A 5,534-nucleotide genomic window follows, 5' to 3' on the forward strand; every position below is an offset into this window, starting at 1 on the left:
ACTTATGCGCCGCCAAAAGTCAATGATGGATTCAAGCGGCCAAGCGGTGGGATCACTGCCATGCACTCCGCTACACATTTCGCGCTTGACCTGAAGTGTGCAAGAGGCTGTTCATGACCAGCAGGCTGTCCCCGGCGATCATGCGGTTGGACCAGTTATGCCTGTGCTTGTAGAACTGGATGGCCTCCCGCATGGGCGGGTTTTCTTCCTCCAGATCAAAAAAGGTCAGCCGGCGCTCTTTAGGCCCGTTTCGCTTGCGCACAGCCTCGATGATGGTTCTGGGATCAATGCGCTCGTGTACATGCAGGGAAACCGTGGGTACTTCAAAGGAAGTGTGCTCGGCCTTCCCGGCCCAGACCAGCTGCGGGTCCAGATGGGGATCATACTCGTAGGCCTTCTTGCCGCTGTCCTGGTCAGTATCCGGAGTCACCAGCCCGACAGGCGGATTATTCACCCGCTCCTTGTCCTCATGCCGGTAGGATTCAATCTCCTTCTTCCCCCCGCCCTTCTTGCTTGGAGTCATGGAATGTGCCTTTGTTTTGGTTTGGTGGTGTTGTGTATCACGATGAAGTTCTCTTTATTGGGCTGTATAACGCTGCGCTTCAGCCGCGCATCTTTTTGCGATACGCTGTAAAGATTGATAGCATTCCACGATTCTTTTTGGCCCTTTCATCATAATTTAGGGTCTCCATAAAACCATTGTTTGCTTGGATGCTAGGTCATTCGACATTCTGCCTGAATAAGCAGCATCTTTACAGCAGCCAGCTCCTTCGTTTTTTCGTTTTCATCTCCGCTCAGAGCGCGATAAGTATTTATACATAAAGGCCTATCAACAGTTTTTCCGGCTTTAATGGCCTCAAATTCGTTCACGACTTGGTTCCAAGTTTCGTCAAGATACGCCAAAGCCAATTCAAGTTCGTCCAATTTAGATTTTTCTGCCATAACAACTAGAAGCTCTCGATTACGTTTAAATGCATTTATAGACTTGGAGAGGACATCATCTTCTTCAGGATGCAACCTCTCTATATCACGACAATTTACAATCGCTGAAATCTCGTTGCAAGCCTTTATAGCCTGTTCAAAAGACTCAGATGTTTCAGGCCACAAGAAAGGTAGATCAATAATGGGTTGCCATTTCTCTGCAAACTTCAGATCGGGCAACGGCATTCGGGATGAGGGAAGCAAGGCCAGTCCAGGAATGACCTGACCGTTTATAACTGGAACAACGATAAAATGCCACTCCTGGCCAATTTGCTCTCGTCCGACTGAAAGAGATTTTTCGAGACAACTGGCGTCTTTTTCAAAGTTTTTAATCTCCACCAAAACAGCGATTTCCATAGGGGGCCAGTAAATGCTATCAGCTTCCTCAACGGGTCGTGTCTGGCATCTTATGGTCCAACCCTGCTCAGAGAGCGTGATTTCCATACGGCGCAATTTTTCTTGAAAGCGTTTTTCAGCTACAGCTCTACAATGGCGGGCTGCAGATCGAATTGCTTTTCCAATTCCCCCTTTCTTTGCAGTCTTCACGACCCGAGCGATTTTTGTTGGGGTGGCATCGTGTGCCATTTCGTGCAAAATACAGGAGACATCGGTCAGGCGATTGGCGAGAGACATCAATTCAGAGGAAGGTGGAGAGGATGTTGTGCGCCAAATTGGTGACCTACTATGTTCCTGCGCCTGTGCAGCCAGATTGCCAGCAAAAGTGGCAGCAGCTTTGGCTCTAGATTCGGCAGGAATTTTTTCCATCCTCGGAGCGAGATTGCCCAGCACATCTGTCAGGAATGCTCCTAAATTATCGTCGGTCCCCGCACCGGCAGCGGGAAGTACCATTGATGAGGCCGGTGTTTCCGGTATAGCGTAAGCCAAGGAATTAACCTTGTTGATGATTTCGTTGCTCTCATCAACCAGCAGTTTGCCTGTATTGGCAATTTTGGCTCCCCTTATCCATTTCTCAGAATAGGAACGGAAAAGTTTTTCCGTACGGCGAACGAGATCTGCCATCTGCCGCGTGTAATTGGTCAGACTGTCTGTTGCTGCCCTGGCAAGTAAAATTTGGCGAAATGCGACATTCCACGCTACCCTCGATTTCGCAGGAAGGTTGCTTCTTGGTATATTTTTTGACCATGGCATAAAATCACCAACCTTTATTGGCTGTCCTGACGGATCCACCACGTCAGACGCTGCTGCCTCGGACGCCGGGGACAAGGCGATAAGGGTTTCGCAAATATTGCACACTGTTTCATGGGGATCGGGCTGATAATCCTCAGCAACCAGACACCAATTAGCGCGCACGGTTCGGCCGTGACTCCCGTCGGCCTCTACGATTGGCGTCGACAGCCATGGCGTTTGCGAATGAAACCAAGATAACAGGATCTGCTCATCTCCAAAAGCAGCAGCAAGACTTTGAGCAACATCCGGGCCGATCAGGTAGGCTGTTGATAAAAGAGTAGCAATATCGTGAATGTTATGCTCATTATTTTCTGCAATATTTGGTACAAGTGTCATCCCGATGGGATCTCCCCCGGCAATAGGAACCAAACAAGACAGCAATTTGTTGGCTTGCCTAAGGTTTGTGCAGGCTGGTACCTGGCACTCTTTGGGAAGCATTTCCAGGCAGGCAGCTCGAAGATCGTTTTTCGGGAGTGCACGAAATTCTAAAATGGATTTTCGGAGGTTTTGCCATTGTTCAAATTGAGAGAGGTTAGGAATTTCAATTCTGGTATCACCAAACATCGAAGCTAGTGACCATTGGGCTCGTTGCACCTCATGCTGTTTCAAAATCGATATGAATAACGCGACATGCTTTTCTATGGTACCCAGACCAAGCCCCGTCAGTATCGCCGCCCAGAAATCTATATCACCACCACTATCTGCAAGTGTTTCGGCCAGCTTACTGAGTGTATTGCCTTCGTTTTCGTTCTTTGTTTCGGCAAGCAAAGATTGAACGATGCGGGGCAATGTCTCCGTTGTTGAGGCGGAGATACCATTCCAAAATGATTCAACGCGGCAATAGACCACATCATCATGAGATGCGTCGCTAAGTGCCTTGGACCTCAGTGCATGAAGACCGCCAAGCACACCCGGGCGGCTCTCGCGAACAAGATGCTCGTCAATGAGTCTTTTCATGGCCTGACTTGCCCGTTCTGGCGATAATCTCAACAAAACGAAAAGCTTTTTCGCATCGATTTCTCCGCCAACTGAGCACAGTACGGAGGTGCTTCTTATAATAGCAAGTTCGGCATGCCGCTCCTCTTTTTCCCTTTGGCGCACTTGTTCACTGATCAAGTTAGCAAGACGATTTTTCTGTGTGAGAATATGAACATATTCGAGCATCAGACCATCAGATTGTTCGAACGGTTCACGCCAGTGTAACCAAGTCGTCTGTTTTTGGTTGGTCAACTGCTCCCAAATATTTTGCGCGAGCTTTTCATCAAGGGTGACCTCAAAAAAAGCAGTATCCGACTGATTGGAGATAAGATTTACATCTTCTTTGCGTATTGACCCCAGAAGATATGTGTCCGGCAGACCACGGAGGTCATGCACCAATATGTCCCATAAATCGCTGTTATTGGCTCCGATCTCGTCAAAGACCAAACTTATTGGAGAGGTTTTTTTGGGGCGGCGTGCCCGAATGAATCGCACTATAGCATCCGCATCCTGCGCTGTCGCTTTTCCAGTTATTTGAAACCATCTAAACTCAGAGGCCAGTAAGTTTGCTACCAACCACAAAAGGGCTGACTTTCCCGCACCAGAAGGGCCTTCGACAAGCAAATACCGTTGTTTTTTAAGAGAGCTAATGATGCTGTCCGTTGCGGTAGGGCGACTCAAAACAAGTCCAGCCGTGACGTGGCCGGGTTTGGCTTTTACTCCTTGATAAAATCCGGGTTCATAGATCGGCGTTACGAAGTCGACAGGCTCTAACGCCCTTGACACAAAGGCCAAATCAATCGCTGAAGGGTCTTCGGCTTCAAGGCGTTCAAAAATCCGGCGCTCTATATCTGTTGTTGATATCCTCTTCCTCTTCTTGAATGAACGTGATGCGTTATCCGCCGATATTGTGGCGACAAGCTTGTACAAGTCACTCGCCAAACCTTCCGCAATAATCTCCGCTATATCGAGCTGCTTTGAAAGCAAAGCAATGATTTTCTCTTCCGGTGCACCACACACGATCACTTTCTCTGTTTCGCTCTCGAAAAGCTGATCCAATTCTTGTTCGGCAATCCCAGAACCGGAACACGGCTGCTCCAAACCCAATGCCAGCTGTTTCTTTTTCTTACTTTGTACGAGCGCAGCTTTCCTGGTAACTTCACCAAGAACTGCTTTGACTTCAGATTCGCTGAATGTGCCGCTTTCACGTGATTTGATTTGAATCCAAACCTCGAGCTCTGGAAGCTCAATAACGCAATCCTCCAGACCTTCTGGCACTATTAAGCCAGCAGGTGCTAAACCAGCCCATTGGCGGATCAGTATCAATGTTGAGAAAAGATGTTGATAATGAAAGCCCCGTCCGGCCCATGCACCGGCTCGCGTTTTCTCCCATCTATTTTTTCCCTTATTCTTCATTATGGTAGCCGAATCCTAAGATGAAAGAACGTGCTTGTCAGGGGCGGCGCGCTTTTTTACCGCCCCCTGAAGCAGCAAGGTTAGGAATTTTGATATTTAAGGTTCAATATATCGAACCAAAATCATCGCTTGTTATGTCATATTCAAACGTAGCAAGCAAATGTCCCGATGAAACAGGCTTGAAATTCTTCCTTTTCGCAACTTGATATATATATTTTTTTGTACTACCCGAAGGTAAAGATAATAATTTATCAACTTCATTAAATTTTACTGTAACATCCTCTGGGACCAATTCTTTTGATTTGGGCCACCAACTATCTAAAAGAGCCAAAATATCTCCTTCTGTTAACTCTGAAGGGTCATATTCAGTGCTCATAATACTAAGCTCTCTTTTCATTTCAAAGTTTCCGATGCTTAGCCAATCACTTCCGCTCGTTGAAACTTCACAGCCGGATGTTTTTAGTCTTTCCGCAATATCATTTCTTGCATTTGCGGAATTTGAAAGTCGGACAACGTGCCGACCAGCGACATCACTAAATGGTTTTATTTCCCCAACCTCTATTAGAATTGTCCTATAGGGATTTACTCCGAAGGCCATTCCCGCCTCAAACAGTACATTTGGCCGAGCTTGAAGAGATGTTTCTTTTTCATTTTGGTTTTCCTTATTTTTCCAGAGTTCAGGGGATAAACGAACTTCGTCATCAGGAGATAAAAGGACAACAACAGCCTGTGCACTTTTAAATGCACTTTCTATAGCTTCACCAATGTATGGACTTGCTTTGCCTGTAAGTTTTAAGGCCTCGGCCCATTCAATTGGCTGTAAACCAAGCGCCCTGAGGAAAGAAAAAAAATGGTCTCTAAGGCTACTATCTCTTCCATGTACAACAAAAACCTTTTTGGGATCCGGCATCTGAGAGACCTCTTGATCGTTTGTATTAAAATGAACTGAGTTTGAATTTTCATAAAAATCT

3 protein-coding genes are annotated in these 5,534 nt (G+C 46.7%); all 3 read right to left on the bottom strand.

Translation table 11 applies throughout. From position 1 onward, the window contains the following. Positions 1 to 70: 70 nt before the first annotated feature. Positions 71 to 523, bottom strand: a complete 453-nt coding sequence (locus tag QZP87_RS02875) for a hypothetical protein (protein WP_291321411.1) — start codon at positions 521 to 523, stop codon at positions 71 to 73. Between the two features lie 191 nt (positions 524 to 714). Continuing rightward, entirely contained in the window at positions 715 to 4,563 is a 3,849-nt protein-coding gene (locus QZP87_RS02880) for a hypothetical protein (RefSeq protein WP_291321412.1), read from the bottom strand. Positions 4,564 to 4,666: 103 nt separating this feature from the next. Next, a partial coding sequence (locus QZP87_RS02885) for a nucleotide-binding protein (RefSeq protein WP_291321413.1) occupies positions 4,667 to 5,534 on the bottom strand: 868 nt, incomplete at its 5' end.

Origin of the sequence: Desulfonatronospira sp., assembly GCA_003563255.1 — a bacterium.
GTDB lineage: Bacteria > Desulfobacterota > Desulfovibrionia > Desulfovibrionales > Desulfonatronovibrionaceae > Desulfonatronospira.

Coding starts and splice junctions, on each gene's coding strand:
- QZP87_RS02880 (WP_291321412.1), bottom strand. CDS start 4,563: ATGAAGAATAAGGGAAAAAATAGATGGGAGAAAACGCGAGCCGGTGCA.
- QZP87_RS02875 (WP_291321411.1), bottom strand. CDS start 523: ATGACTCCAAGCAAGAAGGGCGGGGGGAAGAAGGAGATTGAATCCTAC.